This window comes from Loktanella sp. 3ANDIMAR09 (assembly GCF_001420005.1).
GTDB lineage: Bacteria > Pseudomonadota > Alphaproteobacteria > Rhodobacterales > Rhodobacteraceae > Loktanella.
This window is the reverse complement of sequence record NZ_LJAK01000005.1, coordinates 184843-203181: the sequence shown is the minus strand read 5'-3', so window position 1 is coordinate 203181 and position 18339 is coordinate 184843. Positions and strand designations below refer to the sequence as shown.

Below are 18339 nucleotides of genomic sequence, written 5' to 3'. Positions count from 1 at the left end.
GACCATATTGGGACGGCGCTTTCACCCTTGGATGATCAGGCCGCAGCGGCGGTGATCCGGGCCAGCGATTCCTCGCGGCCGAGCACCAGCATCATGTCGAAAACACTTGGGGAAACCGACCGGCCCGCCAGTGCCGCCCGCAGCGGCCCGGCCAGCTTGCCCAACTTGGTGTCGCGGGCGGTCGCAAAGTCGGCGATCGCCTCCTCTAACGTATTCCGGTCCCACGTAACATTTTGCAGGTGCGGCGTCAATTCTGCGAAATATTGCTGCGCCGTAGCATCAAGCGCCTTGGCGGCCTTTTCATCGGGCACGATAGGGCGTTCCGTCAGCACGAAATGCGCCTTTTCCAGCAGTTCGGGAAAGGTTTTGGACCGTTCCTTGAGTGCGGGCATCGCGCGCAGCAAACCATCCGCCTGACGTTCGGTCAACGCAAGCGCACCCGTCGCCGCAAGGTAGCCCTGAATTTCGTCGACCAGGGCGGCATCATCCATGATGGCGATATGCTGGCCGCTGATATGTTCCAGTTTTTTAAGATCGAACCGGGCGGGCGATTTGCCGATCCCGTCCAGATCGAACCAGTCGCGCGCCTGTGCATCGGTGAAAAATTCGTCGTCGCCATGGCTCCACCCCAGACGGGCGAGGTAATTGCGCATGCCGGCGGCCGGATAGCCCATTTTCTGGTAGTCGGCGGCGGCTGTCGCCCCGTGGCGTTTCGACAGTTTCTTGCCGTCGGCGCCGAAAATCAGCGGGATATGCGCAAGGGTGGGCTTGTCCCAACCCATCGCGTCATAAATCAGGTTCTGGCGGAAACTGTTGGCCAGATGATCGTCACCCCGGATGACATGGGTCACGCCCATGTCGTGATCGTCGACAACCACGGCCAGCATGTAGACGGGCGTGCCGTCGGATCGCAGCAGGATCATGTCGTCCAGCTGATCGTTCGACCAGGTCACATCGCCCTGCACCGTATCATGCAGCGTGGTTGATCCGTCGCGGGGTGCCTTGACCCGGACCACATAGGGCGCGTCGGGCTGATCGGCCTCTGGCACATCGCGCCACGGCGACCGGAACAGGGTCGATGTCTTGTTGGCGCGCGCGTCCTCGCGGAATGCCTCGATTTCCTCGGGTGTGGAAAAACATTTATAGGCCGTGCCGTCGGCCAGCATCTGCAATGCGACTTCGGCATGGCGGTCCGCGTTGGCCGCCTGAGAGGTCGGATCGCCGTCCCAGTCAAGACCCAGCCATGTCAGCCCGTCCAGAATGACTTGGGTGTTTTCCGGGTTCGACCGCGCCTTGTCGGTATCCTCGATCCGCAGCAGGAACGTGCCGCCATGCCCCCGCGCATAGAGCCAGTTGAACAGCGCAGTGCGCGCGCCGCCGATGTGCAGGGCCCCCGTCGGGGAGGGCGCGAAACGGGTGACGGGCGGGGTGGCTGTCATGGAAATTAACCTGTCGTTTACCAGTGCAGGCCAAGCTGCCCGCGTTGCGTGTTGGATATGGCGACAGGGGGTAAAGAACAAGTGCAAGCGGCCCTTTCGGCGCAGCGCGGTGGGTTGATCCACTGGTTGCCGGTTTGCCTCGGGATCGGGATCGGCGGCTATTTCGCATTGCGTTTTGAACCCGGGTTGCCGATCTGGATCGGGCTTGCCGGACTTTCGCTTGGGTGTCTTTTGTTGGCACGTGCGCTGCCGCAGGCCCATGCGCCGCTTGCACTGGCCGTTGCCTGTATCTGCGCCGGGGCTGGACTGGCCAAGGTGCAGACCGCGGCACATGATGCCCCTGTATTAAGCTTTCGATACTACGGTCCCATTGCGGGCCGTGTGGTGAATATCGACAGATCGTCTTCGGATGCGGTGCGCCTGACACTGGACCGGGTGGCGCTGGACGGTGTGCGCTTGGACCGGACGCCGCACCGTGTCCGTGTGTCACTGCACGGCGAACAGCCGATCACGGGCTGGCATCCGGGCGACCAGCTGGTGCTGACCGGGCATCTGTCCGCCCCGAATGGTCCTGCGGAACCCGGCGGTTTTGATTTTCGCAGACACGCCTGGTTTCAGTCGATCGGTGCTGTCGGCTATACCCGCACCCCCGTTCTGCGGTCCGCCCCGCCCGAAGGCGGCACTGCACTCCTCGTCTTTCGGATTCGCATGGCCATTTCCGAGGGTGTGCAGACACGCCTGCCCGGGGATGCTGGTGCCCTTGCGACTGCGATCATCACGGGCGACCGGTCGGGGATCAGCCAGGCGGCGCTTCAGGATCTGCGGGATGCGAACCTCGCGCATCTGCTAGCGATTTCGGGCCTGCACATGGGGCTGCTTACAACATTTATTTTCCTTGTGGTCCGCGTGGGGGTGTCGTGCTGGCCTGCGTTTGCACTGCGTGTTCCGGTGAAAAAGGTCGCGGCCGTTGCCGCCCTGCTGTCGGGTGCTGCCTACCTTGCGCTGTCGGGCGGGTCGGTTGCGACCCAACGCGCCTTTATCATGGTGTCCGTGATGCTGCTGGCGGTGTTGCTGGACAGACGGGCACTGACACTGCGGGCTGTGGCGCTGGCCGCCACGATCGTGCTGGTGCTGCGGCCTGATGCGTTGACCGGGCCGGGTTTCCAGATGTCGTTTGCTGCGACGACCGCCCTTGTTGTGGTGTTCCGTTTGCTGCGGGGGCGCCAGTTCGGGCCTCGCTGGATGCGTGGCATCGTCGGTGTCGTCATCTCTTCAGCCGTGGCGGGGTTGGCGACCGCACCCATTGCCGCGGCCCATTTCAACCAGGTGCCGCACTACGGGTTGCTGGCGAACCTGGCCAGCGTGCCGCTGATGGGCGCGATCATCATGCCGGCAGCGGTGCTGGCGGCCTGCCTGACACCGCTTGGCCTCGAAGGTGTCGGCCTGTGGATCATGGGTCTCGGATTGCGCTGGATCCTGGGGGTTGCGGGCACTGTTGCGGGTTGGGACGGTGCAGTCAGCCATGTCATCGCACCGGGGCCATCCGTGCTGCCCTTGCTCTGCCTTGGGTTGCTCTGGTTGATCCTGTGGCGCGGTCGGGCGCGTTGGGCGGGGGTCGTGGCCGTGATTGCGGCCTTCGGCCTCTGGGCCGGGACCACGCGACCGGATATCCTGATTGCCGATACCGGTGGTCTGATCGGGCGCATGACACCAGAGGGGCGCGCCCTGTCGCGGCCAACGGGCAACGGCTTTGTCGCGACGATCTGGCTGGAAAACGACGGTGCCCCCGCAGATCAGGCGGTCGCCGCCGCCCGTGCCGGGTTCCTGACCCAAGGCGCTGTGGTTTCAGCCACCATCGGGCCGCTGCATATCGTCCAGGTCCGGGGCAAGACCGAATTGGCCCGGCTCAAGGGATGCGGAGGCGCCGATGTGCTGGTCCTGACCGTGCCCGACGCTGTCACGCGACCCTGCCTTGTCCTTGACCCGGTCACGCTCCGCGCGGCGGGCGCGGTTGCCATCGACATCATGGATCCGGACGGTTTCACCGTGACGACTGTGCAGATGCGCACGGGACAGCGGCCATGGACACCGACAGCGCCACAGCGACGCGACCCTGTGGACGTCCAGATCGCGCGCGTTCAGTAGGTGCGGATCAAACCGACGAGACGCCCCTGCACCTTGACCTGATCATCGCGGAACCGCCGCGTCTCATAGGCGGGATTGGCAGCCTCCAGCGCGATGGTCGATCCTGTGCGCCGGAACCGCTTGAGCGTGGCTTCCTGATCTTCGACCAATGCAACGACGATATCGCCATTGTCGGCCGTGCTGGTTTCACGGATCACGACAACATCGCCGTCATTGATCCCGGCCTCGATCATCGAGTCGCCCCTGACCTCCAGTGCGTAATGTTCGCCCTTGCCCAACATGGACTGCGGCACCGCCACCGAATGCGACACCTCTGAAATCGCGGCAATCGGAACACCGGCGGCGATCCGGCCCATCACGTTCAATTCCACTGCCGCAATGCTGACATCGCGGTCCCGTGACGGGCCATTATCAGGGCGATCACCGTCAATCACGCGGGGCGTGAAGCCCGGTTTGTCCATCATGCTGTCGGGCAGTTTCACGATTTCCAGCGCACGGGCGCGATGTGCCAGCCTGCGGATGAAACCGCGTTCCTCCAGCGCCGTGATCAGGCGGTGAATCCCGGATTTCGACCGCAGATCCAGCGCTTCCTTCATTTCGTCGAATGACGGGGGCACGCCGTCGCGCTGCACGCGCTTGTGGATGAATTCCAGCAGATCGAGCTGTTTTTTGGTCAACATGGCAGGCCCCCGGGGTCAAGCGACAGATGTGTTCCCCGGTGTTCTACCTCTGTTCCCGTTTTGTGTCAATATTGCAGGCGCGCTATATCGCAATCACCGCAATCCGGTCACCTGCCTGCCTTGCCGGATCACCGACGGGCCTGACGGCCAGGCAATTGGCCTGTGACAACACGCTCAAGAGGGCGGAATCCTGGCGATCAAAGATCGTGACGTTGTTCCCCTCGCAAACGGCACGCATGTAGTGTTCGCGCGGTCCGTTCGCTGTCAGGTCATGGGTCAATAGGGCGGTGCTGCGCGGCGCTGGCTGGGCAGGAAGCCCGGACATGGCCGCAATCAGCGGCAACAGGAAAACATGACCGCAGACCATGGCCGACACCGGATTTCCGGGCAGACCGACCATCGCGGCACCATCCACGCGCCCCGCCATCAGTGGTTTGCCGGGGCGCATCGCCACCTTGTAGAATGCACGCTCCATGCCGCGTGCGCCCGTAGCGGCCGCCACCAGATCATGATCTCCGACAGACGCACCGCCGATCGTGACGATCAGATCAGCGCCGCGCGCCAGATCAAAGGCAAGCGCGAGACTGGCGTGCGTGTCCCGCGCGATGGGCAGCAGCCGCACGTCAGCACCATGGGCCCGCAGCAATGCGGCCAGACCATGATTGTTGGACGCGATGATCTGATCCGGCCCGGGTGTTTCGCCGGGCTGCACCAGCTCGTCCCCGGTTGCGACGATTGCCACGACGGGCCGTCGCGTCACGGGCACCCGCGCAATGTTCATGGCCGCCAGCAAGGCGATATCGGCAGGGGTCAGCCGTCGTGGCGCGCGCAGCAGGTCGCCTGCCAGGAAATCCGCCCCCGCGGGTCTGACGTAGGCATTGCCGTCCAGATCAGCGCGCAGTGTAATCACGTCTCCGTCGCGCTCTGCGTCCTCCTGGATCACGACGCGGTCCGCCCCTTGCGGCAGCGGTGCCCCGGTAAAGATGCGCACGGCCTGTCCATTGGCAATCGCACCGTCGAAACCGTGGCCTGCGGCGGCCTCTCCGATGACGTGAAACTGTGCGCCCGGAGCGACAGCCGCATCCTGCACCGCATAGCCATCCATCGCCGAGGCGGCAAAGGGCGGCTGCGTGCGTTGCGCCGCCACGTCGCGTGCCAGAACACGGCCCGCCGCATGGTCCAGCGGCACCCATTCCACGTCCAGCGGGTGAACCAGCGCAAAGAGCGCATCCAGCGCCTCCACCACGCTGATCATGGTGCGGCCTCACCGACGCTTGCGGCTTCCCAATCGGCAAAAGCGTTGGTGTTTGCGCACTCTGTCTGCAGGCCCACCCTCATTGAGCCGTGAACCGTCCGGATTTGCCGCCATCCTTGAGCGTGACGCGCACGCCGGAAATCACCATGTCCTTTTGCACGGCCTTGACCATGTCGTGCACGGTCAGGGCGGCGACCGATACGGCGGTCAGTGCCTCCATCTCGACGCCCGTTTTCCCGGTGGTTTTCACGGTGGCGCTGATACGCACGCCGGGCAGGGCGGGGTCGGGGGTCAGATCGACGCTGACCTTGGTGATGGGCAGCGGGTGGCACAGCGGGATCAGGTCGGCGCAGCGTTTCGCGCCCATGATGCCCGCCAGTCGCGCCGTACCCAGCACGTCGCCCTTGTCCGCGCGGCCCTCGGTGACCAGCGCCAGCGTTTCGGCCGTCATCGTGATATGCCCCTCGGCCACGGCAATGCGTGCGGTCACATCCTTGTCGGACACATCGACCATATGGGCATGGCCTGCGCTGTCGAAATGCGAAAGCGTCATATTACAGCCCTGCCGGGTTCACGGGGTTGGCCAGCAGATCGCGCGTGGCCTGTTCCACATCGTTCTGCCGCATCAGCGTTTCGCCGATCAGGAAGGTGCGCGCGCCGTAGCGGGCGAGGTCGGCCAGATCCTCGGGCGTGGCAAGCCCGCTTTCAGATACGATGGTGCGCCCGGCCGGCACGTGTTTGGACAGCGCCCGCGTGGTATCCAGCGTGGTTTCAAAGGTGTTCAGGTCGCGGTTGTTGATTCCCAGCAGCTGCGCATCCAGATCGGCGGCGCGGTCCAGTTCTGCGCGGTTGTGCACCTCGACCAGCACATCCATGCCCCATGATGCGGCTGCGTCCTCCAGCTCGTGGGCCTGTGCGTCGCTGACGCTGGCCATGATGATCAGGATGCAATCGGCACCCCAGGCGCGTGCCTGTGCCACCTGATAGGTGTCATACAGGAAATCCTTGCGCAGTACCGGCAGGTCGCAGGCGGCACGGGCCTGCACCAGATAATCGGGTGCGCCCTGAAACGACGGGCCGTCGGTCAGAACGGACAGGCAGGCGGCACCGCCTGCGGCATAGGACGTGGCGATGGCGGCCGGATCGAAATCGGCGCGGATCAGCCCCTTGGACGGGCTGGCCTTTTTCACCTCGGCGATCAGGCCATATCCGTCCTGTGCCGCGCGGTGCAGCGTGGCCGCAAAGGGGCGGACGGGGCCTGCGTCACGGGCGCGGGCCTCCATTTCGGACAGCGGCACTTCGGCCTTCTCTGCCGCGATTTCGTCCAGTTTGTAGGCCTTGATGCGGTCGAGAATGGTCTGTGTCATGCGGGGTCCGTCCAGTGAATGGGTGGTTCACTGCGGGTTGTAAGCCACGTGTTCACAGTTGAAAATGGCCCAGAGCCGAAAAACCCGCGATGCGCTGACAGTGGCGAGGGATGTGCCGCGGTCAACACCAGATGATGTGCGGCCTGCGGGGCAAAGCGGCGCGCAGGCCCACCCCACAGCACAAAGGCCCGCGGCGCGTCCTCCAACCGGGCGATGACCTGTTTGACCAGCACGTCCCAGCCCAGCCGCGCATGCGCCGATGCCGCGCCCTGCGGCACGGATAGCGCGGTGTTGAGCAGCAAGACCCCCTGATCGGCCCAGTCGTCCAGCGAGGTCTTGGTCCGGGATGCGCCCAGATCGGCCTGAATTTCCTTGAAGATATTGCCCAGCGAATCCAGCCGTCCGCCAAATCCGTCGGGGATTGAGAACGCCAGACCGTCGGCCTTGCCGGGGGTGTGGTAGGGGTCTTGTCCCAGGATCACGACACGGGTGTCGTCCGGTTGCGTGCGGCGCAGGGCTGCGAACATCAGGTCCTGCGGTGGATAGACCGGTCGCGCCTCGGCGGCCAGCGTGGCCTTGATCGCGGGCCAGTGGTCCGCCCAGAACGGTAGGTCAGCCCAGCCGCCCAGCCCCTCAGGCGGCGGTGACACGGGCCAATGCCTCGACCGCACGCAGGGCAGCACCGCTGTCGATGCTTTCGGCCGCCAGCGCCACACCGGCGGGCAGGTCCGCGGCCTTGCCCGCGATCAGCAGGGCTGCGGCAGCGTTCAGCAGCACAGCGTCCCGATAGGCCGATGGCGCACCATCCAGCAGCGCGCGAAAGGCGGTGGCGTTTTCGGCGGGCGTGCCGCCGACGATCTCGGCAAAGGGATGCACCGGCAGGCCTGCGTCCTGCGGTGTGACCTCGAATTCGGTGATGGCACCGTCCTTGATCGCGGCAACCCAGCTGGTGCCTGTGATCGTCAGCTCGTCGGTGCCGTCGGACCCGTGGACCAGCCAGGCGGCCTCGGTCCCCAAGGCCAGCAGGACCTCTGCCATGGGGCGGATCAGGTCGCGGGTAAAGGCGCCGGTCAACTGGCGTTTGACGCCTGCGGGGTTGGTCAGCGGCCCCAGGATGTTGAAAATCGTGCGGGTGCCCAGTTCCGCCCGCACCGGGCCGACGTGGGCCATGGCGGGATGGTGCATCGGGGCCATCATGAACCCGATCCCGGCTTCCTCCAGTGCGCGTTCCACCACATCCGCGCTGACCATCACGTTGATGCCCATGGCGGATTGCACATCCGCCGTGCCGGATTTCGACGACAGGTTCTTGTTGCCGTGTTTGGCGACGGGCACACCTGCGCCGGCCACGACAAAGGCCGTTGCGGTCGAAATGTTCAGCGTATGTTTGCCGTCGCCACCGGTGCCCACGATATCCATCGCACCCGCCGGTGCGCGCACGGGCAGGCATTTGGCGCGCATCACGGCGGCGGCGGCGGCATATTCGTCCACCGTTTCGCCCCGCGTGCGCAGCGCCATCAGGAACCCGCCGATCTGCGCTGGGGTGGCATCGCCGTTGAACAGGATGCCGAATGCATCCTCGGCCTGCGCGCGGGTCAGCGGACCGGTGGCCGCAGCAGCGATCAGCGGCTTCAACGCGTCGCTCATGCCGCGACCTGCGGTTTCACCTGCGCCAGATCGAGAAAGTTCTGCAACATCTGGTGGCCGTGCTCGGAACGGATGCTCTCGGGGTGGAACTGCACGCCCTGGATCGGCAGGTCCCGGTGTTGCAGACCCATGATCGTGCCGTCCTCCAGATGTGCTGTCACCTCCAGGCTGTCGGGCAGGGTGGCGGGATCGACCACAAGGCTGTGATAACGCGTCGCGAGAAACGGGTCAGGCAACCCCTTGAACACGCCCTGTCCGGCGTGATGCATGGTGCCCATCTTGCCGTGTACGATCTCGCCCGCGCGCACCACCTTGCCGCCAAAGGCCTGACCGATGGTCTGATGCCCAAGGCAGACCCCCAGCAGCGGCGTGCGCGTCTCGGCTGCGGCATGGGTCAGTGCCAGACAGATGCCCGCCTGATCGGGGTCGCAGGGGCCGGGTGACAGCACGATGGCCTGCGGGCGCATCGCCATCGCCTCTTGCACGTCGATCTTGTCGTTGCGCCGCACCTGTACATCGGCACCCAGATCACCCAGATAATGCACGAGATTATAGGTGAAACTATCGTAGTTATCGATCAGCAGGATCATGTTGTCACCGGGCCTTGGGTCAATTAGGGGCTACCGTCCGGGCGGGACCACACGGTATAGTCGCACCCGATATGAGGGCTGATGCAGGCAGGCGTCAAGGGCAGGCCCCGACAGGCAAAGGGATTAGCGGTATGGCATTCGTGAAAGGCGCGGCATGGGGCGTTGTTGTGGGCGGCATGGCTGTCGCCACGGGATCGCTGCTGGCACCGCAGCCTGTGGGCAACACGCCGCCGGCCTTGCCACAGACCGAGGCCCCGCAGGCAAACGCCACGCCTGAACCTTTGCCCGATGTCGCCATGATCGATGCGCCCGAGGCGTCGCAGCCAGCGGACATGACCGAACCCGCGCTGTCGTCCCCGACGGTCGAGGCCCAGACACCCGTCCCCCAGACGCAAAGTACGCAGCCACCCGATCCGGCGGTGATCGAACCTGCGTTGGTGTCGCCCCAACCCGACACGACGGTATCGATTGCCACCGCGCCCGAAGACCCCGTCCTGCCCAATCCGCAAAGCCAGTCACCGCAGGTGCCCGCATCGGAGGCGGATGTGACGCTGTCGACAGCGCCCCCACCGCCCGTCGTCGTGAATGTGCCGGAACCCGACGAAACGCTGCCGTCCACATCGGATGATGCAGCCGATGACCCCGTGGTCGTCATGGTCGAACCTGCCCCGGTAGCCGAGGACACACCGCCGCAGGATGCGCCCGAAACCGCAACCGTGACCGAAGATGAGGCGGTCACAGATGTCGCAGAACCCGACGCATCCGCGCCAGATGCGCCAACCGACGAACAGGTCATCGCATCTGCGCCGGTCGTGATCGATACGCCTGTCCCGCAGGTCCCGGAGGCTGTGGATGACCCGGACACCGCGCCTGCAACCCCTGATGACATCACGACACCCGATACTGCAGCGCCCGGTGCGGCACCTGCTGACGAAACGGTGGACAGCGCGCCGGGTGCCGCGCCCACTGTCGTCACCATCATCGACGGGCCCACCGGCACCACCACGGACCCTGCCACCGGTATCACGATCCGGCGTCCCGCAGGTGATACCCCCATTGCGCCTGCCGCAGAAGAGGCGGACCCGCTGCCCGCGCTCGTGGAATTCGCGGCGTTTTTCGACAATCCCGATGACCTGCCGCTGATGAGTGTGGTTCTGATCGACGATGGCGCTTTGCCGGACGGTCCCCGCGCGCTGCAAGAGGTGCCGTTTCCGGTCACCATCGTTCTGGACCCGTCGCGTGCCGGTGTGTCAGGGCTGATGGACGCCTACCGCGCAGGCGGGTTCGAGGTCGCAGCCCGCGCAAGCCTGCCGCAGGGCGGGACGGCCGCGGATGTTGCGGTCGCGCTCGAGGCGACGTTCGACGCCTTGCCGCAGACCGTGGCGCTGGTGCAGACCGACGGTGCCGCACTGGGGCGGTCTGATCCCGCCACGGAACAGGTCGTCGCTGCCTTGGCAGCTGACGGTCGCGGGTTGGTGCAGGCGGACAGCGGCCTGAACGGTGCGGCGACCGTGGCCGATGCGCAGGATGTGCCAAACGCGGCCATCTTTCGGGATCTGACGGATGTGGATCAGGACGCGCGTGTCATCCGGCGATTCATGGATCAGGCGGCATTCCGCGCGGGCCAGCAGGACAGTGTGATCCTGCTGGCCCGGCTCACGCCGGAAACCCTGTCTGCGCTGATCCTGTGGGGGGCTGCCAACCGCGCCCGGCAGGTCGCGATGGCACCGCTGTCCGCGACCCTTTTGGCCGGTAATGACTGACCGCTAGCGGTTCCCGCCCTTGGAAAACATCGCCGCATCGGCAGCGGCCTTGCGGATCGCATTCGATTTGTGGACGGTTTCCTGATATTCCGCCTCGGGGTCGCTGTCATAGACGACACCGCCACCGGCCTGAATATACAGGTTTTGATCCTTGAGGACCGCCGTGCGCAGCGCGATGCACATGTCCATGTCACCATTGGCACTGAAATAGCCGACACCACCACCGTAGACACCGCGCTTTTCGGGTTCCAGCTCGTCGATGATCTGCATCGCACGCACCTTGGGCGCGCCTGACACCGTGCCTGCCGGCATCCCCGCAAAGAACGCCGACAGTGCGTCCTGATCGTCGGCCAGTTCGCCCACGACGTTCGACACGATGTGCATGACGTGGCTGTAGTATTCGACCTTGAATTCCTCGGTCGGGCGGACCGTTCCGATCTTGGACACCTTGCCGGTGTCGTTGCGCCCCAGATCCAGCAGCATCAGGTGTTCGGCCAGTTCTTTCGTGTCGGCCATCAGATCGGCCTCGTTGGCGGCGTCCTCCTCGGGGGTGGCACCGCGCGGGCGCGTGCCGGCAATGGGCCGGATCGTCACGCGGCTGCCCGTCACCTGCACCAGAATTTCCGGCGAGGCCCCGATGACCTGGTAGCCGCCAAAGTTGAAATAGAACATGTAGGGCGACGGGTTGGTGCGCCGCAGGCTGCGATACAGTGCAAACGGCGGTTCGGGGAAATCCAGTGTCCAGCGTTGGCTTGGCACCACCTGAAAGATATCGCCTGCGCGGATATAGTCCTTGGCCCGTTCGACCAAGGCAATATAGGCGTCATGCCCGATATTGGATCGCGGTTCGCCCACGGGGGCCGGGTCGGCCATGTCGCGCCGGTCCGGCACGGCACGCGACAGGGCGCGTTCCGCCTCCATCACGCGTTCGGCCGCCTGCGCATAGGCCGCCTTGGCACTGACGTCCGCGTTGACCCAGGCAGGCGCCACAAGGATCACGTCACCCTTGACCCCGTCCAGCACCGCGATCACCGACGGGCGCATCATGACCGCATCGGGCAGGCCCAGCGGGTCGGGGTTCACATCCGGCAGATGTTCGACAAGCCGGATCATGTCATAGCCAAGATAGCCGAACAGACCGGCACTGGCCCCCGGCAGATCCACCGGCAGATCGATCCGCGATTCCGCGATCAATCCGCGCAATGCCTCCAGCGGGGGGACCGTATCGGCCACGAATCCATCGGGATCATAGCGTGCGGTCCGGTTGGTCCGGCTGGCACCTGCGTGGCAATCCCAGATCAGATCGGGGTTCATGCCGACGATGGAATAGCGCCCGCGGATTTCACCGCCCGTCACGCTTTCAAGCATGAAGCTGTTCACACCGGCATCGCCCAGTTTCAGCATCAACGACACCGGTGTGTCCAGATCGGCGGCCAGCCGGGTCCAGACAATCTGGTTCTGACCGGCATTGTAACCGGCGGCAAAGGTCTCGAAATCGGGGGACTGGCGCATGGTCATTGCATCTGTGAATTGACGGCGTTGACGGCGTTCTGATCGATCACCACATCCGTCCGCATCCGCACATCATTGGCAAAGGCATCATAGATGTCCTGCGCAAGCCCGGCGGCGATCTGTTCTGACAGCGCATCGCGTTGTGCCGCGACCCGTTCATTTTCGGGATCGGCGGGCGTCACGCGGTTCAGACGCACGATCAGCGCCCCGTCCGGGGTGGGCAGGGCCCGCACCTGTGACGTCTCCATCGCGAACACCTCTTGCATGAAACCAGCAGGCGCGCCTTCGACAAAGCTGCCGCGCGTCAGGTTCTGCTGTTCAACCGGGTCGAGGCCAAGGCTGTCCAGCCGGGTCATCGGCATGACTTGCGTTGCCAGTTCCTCGGCGCGGGCGATGATCGCCAGCCGTTCGGCGGCCGCACGCCATGCCGCTTCCAGACGGTCGCTGACCTCGGCCATCGGTTGCAGGGCAGGGGGTGTCACACTGTCCAGACGCACGGCAAAGATGCCCCCGTCCTCCAGTTCCTCGAGGGTGGTGAACGCACCCTCCTCGACGGCTGCCGCAGCTGCGCGGAAACTGTCGTAGGCGGCGGGACCCTCGGTCGTGTCGGGGGTGACACTGATGGTGTCCAGCTCTAGTTCGGTCCGGTCGGCCAGATCCTCGAGCGTGGCACCGCCCGCGATCAGGTCGTTGATCTGCTCGGCACTTTGGTTGATCACACGGCGGGCCTGCGCTGTCGCAAGCTCCTGTTCCAGATCGGGTGCTGCGTCCTCAAAGGGAATGTTTTCCGCGGCAAGGATCGCGTTCACGCGGAACAATGCCGGTCCCAGCGATGTCTCGATCGGGCCCACGACATCATCCGGTGCCGCGGCAAAGACGGCATCGCCAGCGGCCCCCAGATCGTCGCGGCTGACATCGCCAAGGTCGACATCCGACAATGACAGACCGCGCTGGGTCACCAGCGCGTCGAAATCGGTCTCGCTCGCTGCAATCTGCTGCTGTGCGGCGTCTGCAGCCGCGGCGTCGGGAAACACAAGCCGTTCGACAAGCCGGCGTTCGGGCTGCTGAAACTGGCTGATGCGGTCCTCATATAGGCTGCGTACCTGATCCTCGGGGATCGTGACGTCATCGGCCAACATGGCCGGGGTCAGCATCACATAGGTGATTTCGCGCGCCTCGGGGGCGGTGAACATGTCCGGGTTTTCGTCGTAAAAGGTCTGCAGATCGGCCTCGGTCGGGCCGGGCACCGGGGTGTCCAGGTCATCGACGGTGACGGGTGCAAAGACGATATCGCGGGTTTCACCCAGATAGGCCAGCAGCGTATCGACATAGACGGGCGGCATTTCCACGCCGCTGATCACGGCACCCTGCAACAGCGTGCGGGCCACGTCGGCGCGCAGGGACGCCTCGAATGCGGCCTCGGTCATGCCGGCATTGGCCAGGGCGCGACGGTATGTTTCACGGTCGAAATTGCCGGACAGGGACTGGAAGGCCTGGGTTGACAGGACCTCGTCGCGGACGCGGTCATCACCGATGGACAGGCCCAGCCGGGCGGTTTCGTTGTCCAGCGTCGCGATCGTCACCACCTGGTTCAGCACCTGCCGGTCCAGACCGCTGGCCTGCGCCTGCTGGAACGTGACACGGTTGCCGACCTGCGCCTCGAGGCTGCGCAACTGGTTGTTCAGCGCGCTCTGGTAGCTGGACACCGAAATCTCGGTGTCACCCGCCATGCCAAGCCGCTGGATCGATCCGGTAAATCCGCCGGTACCAAAACCGAGCAAGCCCACGAACAGCAGGATCAGGATCACCCAGACGCCGAAACGTGATTTCTTCTGCTTAGCCATGTGATGCGGTCCCCTGATACGTGGTCCGCGCTTCAATATGGGGGCCGGGCGGGTCGTGCAAGCCTCAGGGCGCGATCAGGGCCAGTCGGTCGAACAATTCCCCGATGGCAGGCCTGTCTACATTGGCAAATGCAATCCGTATTTCCGATGCCCCCAAGGGGTCAGACGCAGGTCGGAACATGGTTCCGGGCAGACACAGGATGCCTGCGTTCTTGACCAGCCAGGGCGCGAGATCTGCGGATGACATATCGAACGGGTGCCGCAGATAGGCAAAATAAGCCCCGCATCCGCGCAACTGCCAGCCTTTTTCCGCAAGCTTTGGAAAATGGTCGAGGATGGCCGCGCGCCGGTCCAGAATCTCGCGCCGTTCACCGGCCAGCCAGGGACCCAGATTGCGCATCCCCCAAAGGGCGGCACGTTGGCCCAGCTGGTTGGGGCAGATCGTGACGGTGTCGAGAAACTTTTCCACCTCCGCAAGGCGGGCAGTAGACGCGGCTATCGCACCTACCCGGTGGCCGGTCAGACGGTACGCCTTGGAGAACGAATAGAGCTGGATCAGCGTCTCATCCCAGTCGTCCGCAAAGAGGTCGTGCGGCGCCCCGTCGCGGGCGTCGAAATCACGATAGGTTTCATCCAGGATCAGCGCGATTCCGCGGCTGCTGCAAAGATCACGAAAATCTATCAGCGTCTGCGCCGGATATTCGACGCCGCCGGGATTGTTGGGACTGACCAGTGCGATCGCGCGCGTCTGTCGGTTGACCAGCTTTGCCGCATCCAAAGCCCGCGGAATCAGATCAGGTCCAGTTTGCAGAGGAACCGTCCTGACACCGGACATATCCAGCCACATGGCGTGATTGAAATAATAAGGCACCGGCAGGATGACCTCGTCGTTCTCGCCGCACAGGGTCGAAATCGCGGCCGCGAAGGCCTGGTTGCAACCCGATGTGATCGCAACCTGATCCGCGCGGATCCGGCCGCCGTAGGCACCGGACCACTGAATCCCCACCTCGGTCCGCAGGTCGGGCAAACCCAGTACTGGCCCATACAGATGCGCGCCTGCGTCCTCCATCACAATCCTGGCCATTTCCGCACGCATCCGCGCGGGCGGTGCGTCCAGCGGGGCGGCCTGGCTCACGTTCAGCAAAGCGCGCCCCTCGGGGTGGGTCACGCCATCCAGCCAGCGCCGCGCCTCCATCACTGGTGGCGGGAAAGTCAGTGACGTGCGTGATCGTGACATGAGACTATTCCCAAACAGAGCGGCTACGCCGCACGCGATTTTTGCCTTTGGCCTTCGGCCACGGCGGTATTTTGAGTATTTTTGGCAAGATGATGCGGATTGGTATCATCTTGCCCCAAATACTCCCGCCGGAGGCTCCTGCGATCTCAATCCTTGCCGCGGTAGGGTTCGACGTATTGCAGGGCCATGTCCCAGGGGAAGAAAATCCAGGTGTCCTGGCTGACTTCGGTGATGAAGGTATCGACCTGCGGGCGGCCTTTTGGTTTGGCATAGACCGTTGCGAAATGGGCCTTGGGATACATTTCGCGGACCACCTCGAGGGTGCGGCCGCTGTCGACGAGGTCGTCGACGATCAGGATGCCGGTCCCGTCGCCCATCATGTCGGCGTCGGGCATCTTGAGCACCTTGGTTTCGGATTGTTCCTGATGGTCGTAGGATTTGACCGAAATCGTGTCCACCGTGCGAATGTCGAGCTCTCTTGCGACGATCATCGCAGGGGCCATGCCACCACGGGTGATGGCCACGATGGCGCGCCAGCCGCCGCCCTTTTCGCCGGCCTCGCCCTCTGGTCCTAGACCATCGAGCCGCCATGCCAGCGCACGGCTGTCACGGTGGATCTGGTCCCAACTGATGTGAAAGCCTTTTTCGTGGGGCAGGCGGTCCGGCATGGGGTGTCCTTTCAGGGTGGTCAGGTCAGGGCAATCTTGAGGCCGAGCAGGGCCAGGAAACCGCCAAAGGCCCGGTCGATCCAGGTCTTTGCGCGGGCATAGGCCGCGCGCGGGCGCGGGAGTGAGAAAAGGCGGGCCACGATGACGTACCACAGCGTTTCATTGACAAACACGGCGGCGAGGATCGCCAGCTTCCAGGTCAGCGCCGTATCGGCAGGGACCAAGCCGACAAAGACCGCACCAAAGAATACGGCCGGTTTGGGATTGGAGGCAAAGGTCAGAAAGCCAAACCGGATGGCAGAGGCGGCGGTTCGTGGACGTGCGCCACTGTCAGCGGCGGGCAACGGGTCGCGGGCGTGTCGCCACATCATCACTGCAATGAAGAACAGAAATGCCGCCCCCACCAGTTTCAGGGCCAGAAAGAGCGTCGGCATCAGTTCGAACACCAGTGCAAGGCCCGCCATCGCGGCCCCCGCCCAGAGAAGCGCACCAAGGCCAAAGCCGAATGCCAGGGCACAGGCCACGCGAAATCCGTCCGATGCCGCGACCCGCAGCGCGACCACAAACGAGGGTCCCGGCGAAATGGCGGCAGCCAGATGGATCAGCACGACCGATGCAAAGGCGGCGATCGTCATTCCTTGGTGATGTCGGGGGCGTCGACCGCCTTCATGCCGACAACGTGGTAGCCTGCATCGACGTGCAGAACCTCGCCCGTGACGGCGCTGCCCAGGTCCGACAGAAGATAAAGCGCGGATTTACCGACCTCTTCTTGGGTGACGGTGCGGCGCAGGGGCGAGTTGTATTCGTTCCATTTCATGATCAGGCGGAAATCACCGATGCCCGAGGCGGCCAGTGTCTTGATCGTACCCGCGCTGATGGCGTTCACGCGGATGTTGTCCTTGCCCAGATCCTCGGCGAGGTAGCGCACGGATGCCTCGAGTGCGGCCTTGGCGACACCCATCACGTTGTAATGCGGCATGACCTTTTCCGCGCCATAGTAGGACAGCGTGAGGCACGACCCGCCGTCGGTCATCATCTTTTCCGCGCGCTGCACCACGGCGGTAAACGAGTAGACCGAGATGTCCATTGATGTCAGAAAGTTCTGGCGCGAGGTGTCGACGTAGCGGCCACGCAATTCGTTCTTGTCCGAAAACCCGATGGCATGGACGATGAAATCCATCTTGTCCCAGCGTTCGCCAAGCTGGTTGAACATCGCGTCCACGCTGTCCATGTCGCCCACATCACAGGGCAGCACGATGTCGGACCCGACTTGTTCTGCCAGCGGTGCGACACGTTTTTTCAACGCCTCGCCCTGATAGGAAAACGCGAGTTCCGCGCCCGCATCGGCCAGTGCCTTGGCGATGCCCCAGGCGATGGATTTGTCGTTGGCCAGACCCATGATGAGGCCTCGTTTTCCTGCCATCAAAGTAGAGGTCATGCTGGGCACCCTTGCGCAAATTCGAAACGTCTGTTCCGTTTAGGTGATGAACGGGCGCTGGACAAGTATTGCCGCAAAGGCGAAAACGTTGTCCGCGGCCATGTGATGGGCGCGTTTTGAAGGGTGGAGCGTTGCGATGACTGACCGGGACGGTATTTTTGCGGGCGATGATCCGTTCGATCTGACCCGGCGGTGGCTGTCCGAGGCCGAAGCGACCGAGATCAACGATCCCAACGCCATTGCATTATCGACGGTCGATTCGACAGGCATGCCCAATGTGCGGGTAGTTCTGCTCAAGCAGATCGAGGACGACGCCTTTGTCTTTTATACCAATTACGAAGGCACCAAGGCGCAAGAGCTGGACGCCAGCGGGCGGGCGGCGTTCGTGATGCACTGGAAATCCCTGCGCCGTCAGATCCGGGTGCGTGGTCTGGTCACCCGCGAGGATGGCGCGCAGGCCGATGCCTATTACCGCAGTCGCGACCTGAACAGTCGCATCGGGGCCTGGGCGTCCGCGCAGTCGCAACCGGTGGCATCCCGTCAGGCCTTGATGGACAGGGTTGCCGCCGCGACGCAGGCGCAGGGTGATGATCCCGACCGGCCCCCGTTCTGGGGTGGCTACCGTTTGCGTCCGCTTGAAATCGAATTCTGGGCCGATGGCGCGCATCGCCTGCACGACCGGTTCACCTGGCGGCGGCCCGCGTTGACGTCGGAATGGCAGATCCAACGGCTTTTCCCTTAGATGCTGCGCGGC

The 18339-nt window shown here is 64.2% G+C and carries 17 protein-coding genes; 3 read left to right on the top strand and 14 right to left on the bottom strand.

Annotated features, from left to right (window positions below):
* Positions 1 to 35: 35 nt before the first annotated feature.
* Complete coding sequence (gene gltX / locus AN189_RS09870; protein ID WP_056034819.1) at positions 36 to 1439, bottom strand: glutamate--tRNA ligase; 1404 nt, start codon at positions 1437 to 1439, stop codon at positions 36 to 38.
* An 81-nt stretch (positions 1440 to 1520) separates the two neighbouring features.
* Between gltX and AN189_RS09865 the strand changes: the two genes are divergently transcribed.
* The gene (locus AN189_RS09865; protein WP_367379434.1) at positions 1521 to 3584 is read left to right on the top strand and encodes a ComEC/Rec2 family competence protein; all 2064 of its coding nucleotides are present in this window, start codon (positions 1521 to 1523) and stop codon (positions 3582 to 3584) included.
* Here AN189_RS09865 and lexA read toward each other — a convergent pair.
* The 7 genes from lexA to AN189_RS09830 all read right to left on the bottom strand — a co-directional run bounded on the left by lexA (position 3578) and on the right by AN189_RS09830 (position 9123).
* Positions 3578 to 4264, bottom strand: a complete 687-nt coding sequence (gene lexA / locus AN189_RS09860) for a transcriptional repressor LexA (RefSeq protein ID WP_056034811.1) — start codon at positions 4262 to 4264, stop codon at positions 3578 to 3580. The two genes, AN189_RS09865 and lexA, sit on opposite strands and share 7 nt — an antisense overlap.
* 82 nt (positions 4265 to 4346) lie before the next feature.
* The gene (gene glp, locus AN189_RS09855; RefSeq protein WP_056034808.1) at positions 4347 to 5519 is read right to left on the bottom strand and encodes a gephyrin-like molybdotransferase Glp; all 1173 of its coding nucleotides are present in this window, start codon (positions 5517 to 5519) and stop codon (positions 4347 to 4349) included.
* 79 nt (positions 5520 to 5598) lie between these two features.
* Positions 5599 to 6072, bottom strand: coding sequence for a cyclic pyranopterin monophosphate synthase MoaC (gene moaC / locus AN189_RS09850; protein ID WP_056034805.1), 474 nt, complete (start codon positions 6070 to 6072; stop codon positions 5599 to 5601).
* Position 6073: 1 nt separating this feature from the next.
* Positions 6074 to 6886, bottom strand: coding sequence for an indole-3-glycerol phosphate synthase TrpC (trpC, locus tag AN189_RS09845; protein WP_056034802.1), 813 nt, complete (start codon positions 6884 to 6886; stop codon positions 6074 to 6076).
* On the bottom strand, positions 6883 to 7536 hold the full coding sequence (locus AN189_RS09840; protein WP_056034798.1) for a uracil-DNA glycosylase: 654 nt from the start codon (positions 7534 to 7536) through the stop codon (positions 6883 to 6885). The genes trpC and AN189_RS09840 overlap by 4 nt, the downstream gene beginning before the upstream one ends.
* Positions 7520 to 8533 (bottom strand): anthranilate phosphoribosyltransferase, encoded by a 1014-nt coding sequence (gene trpD, locus AN189_RS09835; protein ID WP_056034797.1) that lies wholly within the window; start codon positions 8531 to 8533, stop codon positions 7520 to 7522. Before trpD ends, AN189_RS09840 begins: the two co-directional genes overlap by 17 nt.
* Positions 8530 to 9123 carry an aminodeoxychorismate/anthranilate synthase component II gene (locus tag AN189_RS09830; RefSeq protein WP_056034794.1) on the bottom strand — a complete coding sequence of 198 codons (594 nt, stop codon included), beginning with the start codon at positions 9121 to 9123 and terminating at the stop codon, positions 8530 to 8532. The genes trpD and AN189_RS09830 overlap by 4 nt, the downstream gene beginning before the upstream one ends.
* Before the next feature lie 131 nt (positions 9124 to 9254).
* Between AN189_RS09830 and AN189_RS09825 the strand changes: the two genes are divergently transcribed.
* Positions 9255 to 10886: a divergent polysaccharide deacetylase family protein gene (locus AN189_RS09825; protein WP_056034791.1), complete on the top strand. Its 1632-nt coding sequence runs from the start codon at positions 9255 to 9257 to the stop codon at positions 10884 to 10886.
* Between the two features lie 3 nt (positions 10887 to 10889).
* Here the strand turns inward: AN189_RS09825 and trpE are convergent, their stop codons facing one another.
* The 6 genes from trpE to fabI form a co-directional block, all read right to left on the bottom strand.
* Positions 10890 to 12398 carry an anthranilate synthase component I gene (gene trpE, locus AN189_RS09820; protein ID WP_056035059.1) on the bottom strand — a complete coding sequence of 503 codons (1509 nt, stop codon included), beginning with the start codon at positions 12396 to 12398 and terminating at the stop codon, positions 10890 to 10892.
* 2 nt (positions 12399 to 12400) lie between these two features.
* Positions 12401 to 14242: a peptidylprolyl isomerase gene (locus AN189_RS09815; protein ID WP_056034788.1), complete on the bottom strand. Its 1842-nt coding sequence runs from the start codon at positions 14240 to 14242 to the stop codon at positions 12401 to 12403.
* 64 nt (positions 14243 to 14306) lie between these two features.
* Positions 14307 to 15479 carry an aminotransferase gene (locus AN189_RS09810; RefSeq protein ID WP_056034785.1) on the bottom strand — a complete coding sequence of 391 codons (1173 nt, stop codon included), beginning with the start codon at positions 15477 to 15479 and terminating at the stop codon, positions 14307 to 14309.
* 146 nt (positions 15480 to 15625) lie between these two features.
* Complete coding sequence (gpt, locus tag AN189_RS09805; RefSeq protein ID WP_056034782.1) at positions 15626 to 16147, bottom strand: xanthine phosphoribosyltransferase; 522 nt, start codon at positions 16145 to 16147, stop codon at positions 15626 to 15628.
* Between the two features lie 20 nt (positions 16148 to 16167).
* The gene (locus AN189_RS09800) at positions 16168 to 16782 is read right to left on the bottom strand and encodes a LysE family translocator (protein ID WP_056034778.1); all 615 of its coding nucleotides are present in this window, start codon (positions 16780 to 16782) and stop codon (positions 16168 to 16170) included.
* Positions 16779 to 17585 carry an enoyl-ACP reductase FabI gene (fabI, locus tag AN189_RS09795; RefSeq protein WP_056034775.1) on the bottom strand — a complete coding sequence of 269 codons (807 nt, stop codon included), beginning with the start codon at positions 17583 to 17585 and terminating at the stop codon, positions 16779 to 16781. Before fabI ends, AN189_RS09800 begins: the two co-directional genes overlap by 4 nt.
* A gap of 136 nt (positions 17586 to 17721) precedes the next feature.
* Between fabI and pdxH the strand changes: the two genes are divergently transcribed.
* Entirely contained in the window at positions 17722 to 18327 is a 606-nt protein-coding gene (gene pdxH / locus AN189_RS09790) for a pyridoxamine 5'-phosphate oxidase (RefSeq protein WP_056034772.1), read from the top strand.
* Positions 18328 to 18339 lie beyond the last annotated feature (12 nt).

Coding starts and splice junctions, on each gene's coding strand:
- trpC (WP_056034802.1), bottom strand. CDS start 6,886: ATGACACAGACCATTCTCGACCGCATCAAGGCCTACAAACTGGACGAA.
- AN189_RS09810 (WP_056034785.1), bottom strand. CDS start 15,479: ATGTCACGATCACGCACGTCACTGACTTTCCCGCCACCAGTGATGGAG.
- AN189_RS09830 (WP_056034794.1), bottom strand. CDS start 9,123: ATGATCCTGCTGATCGATAACTACGATAGTTTCACCTATAATCTCGTG.
- gltX (WP_056034819.1), bottom strand. CDS start 1,439: ATGACAGCCACCCCGCCCGTCACCCGTTTCGCGCCCTCCCCGACGGGG.
- AN189_RS09825 (WP_056034791.1), top strand. CDS start 9,255: ATGGCATTCGTGAAAGGCGCGGCATGGGGCGTTGTTGTGGGCGGCATG.
- AN189_RS09800 (WP_056034778.1), bottom strand. CDS start 16,782: ATGACGATCGCCGCCTTTGCATCGGTCGTGCTGATCCATCTGGCTGCC.
- gpt (WP_056034782.1), bottom strand. CDS start 16,147: ATGCCGGACCGCCTGCCCCACGAAAAAGGCTTTCACATCAGTTGGGAC.
- moaC (WP_056034805.1), bottom strand. CDS start 6,072: ATGACGCTTTCGCATTTCGACAGCGCAGGCCATGCCCATATGGTCGAT.
- trpD (WP_056034797.1), bottom strand. CDS start 8,533: ATGAGCGACGCGTTGAAGCCGCTGATCGCTGCTGCGGCCACCGGTCCG.
- AN189_RS09815 (WP_056034788.1), bottom strand. CDS start 14,242: ATGGCTAAGCAGAAGAAATCACGTTTCGGCGTCTGGGTGATCCTGATC.
- lexA (WP_056034811.1), bottom strand. CDS start 4,264: ATGTTGACCAAAAAACAGCTCGATCTGCTGGAATTCATCCACAAGCGC.
- pdxH (WP_056034772.1), top strand. CDS start 17,722: ATGACTGACCGGGACGGTATTTTTGCGGGCGATGATCCGTTCGATCTG.
- fabI (WP_056034775.1), bottom strand. CDS start 17,585: ATGACCTCTACTTTGATGGCAGGAAAACGAGGCCTCATCATGGGTCTG.
- glp (WP_056034808.1), bottom strand. CDS start 5,519: ATGATCAGCGTGGTGGAGGCGCTGGATGCGCTCTTTGCGCTGGTTCAC.
- trpE (WP_056035059.1), bottom strand. CDS start 12,398: ATGCGCCAGTCCCCCGATTTCGAGACCTTTGCCGCCGGTTACAATGCC.